The organism is Bradyrhizobium sp. (genome assembly GCF_016462955.1).
Classification (GTDB): Bacteria; Pseudomonadota; Alphaproteobacteria; order Rhizobiales; family Xanthobacteraceae; genus Bradyrhizobium.
Map to the genome: position 1 here is coordinate 1 of NZ_JAEMSD010000496.1, position 697 is coordinate 697.

1 pseudogene is annotated in these 697 nt (G+C 61.3%); it reads left to right on the forward strand.

From position 1 onward, the window contains the following. Positions 1-352: 352 nt before the first annotated feature. Positions 353-697: pseudogene (locus JHD07_RS32675) on the forward strand (hypothetical protein); the annotation flags it as partial.

Consider the following 697-nt stretch of genomic DNA (forward strand, 5'->3'; position numbering starts at 1 on the left):
AGCGGCCCCGTGGCGCGATCGATCGCCGGCGTCCACTCCAGGGAGGGCTCTGGCGATCTCGGTCCCGGGGGCACCGGCGCAGCGCGGGGCGGGGTGATGGGTTGGCCCCTCGGCCGATTGGGGAAGTCGTCGGGGCCGTAAATTCCAGAAATGGGCATCGAAGCCTCCCGTGCGTGGCTAATTATGCTCAAATTGAGAATATACCTGGCCCGAGAAATCCGGCCCCAAGGCCGGACAGGCCTCATATGCTCAATATGAGTAAATCAGAAATAGCACAGCTCTCCGCGGGTGGCTAGGTGCTCCCTCACACATTCCCGTCAACAGGCCGCTAGTCGCATCACCTGAGGTCGCATTGAAACGCAATGCTCCCGCGGCAGCTCTTCGTGAAATGCAATCGTTTTTGATTTGGGATCTTCATGCAGATGCATTAAACGGGCTGTCCGCGGCTGCTGATTTGCGGGCCCGCCAAAGACAGACGAGGAAGACAATGTCGACACAGATCGGCGAGCTCGCTCCGGCCTCCCGTTCCTCCAACTGGCGTACCCCGGCCGTCATCATTCTTTGCGGCTGTGCGATCGGCATGCTTGGCTTCGGCCCGCGCTCGGCGCTCGGGTTCTTCGTGCAGCCGATGAGCCATGAATTCAGCTGGGGCCGCGACGTGTTCGGCCTCGCCATCGCCGTGCAGAATCTGTTGTGG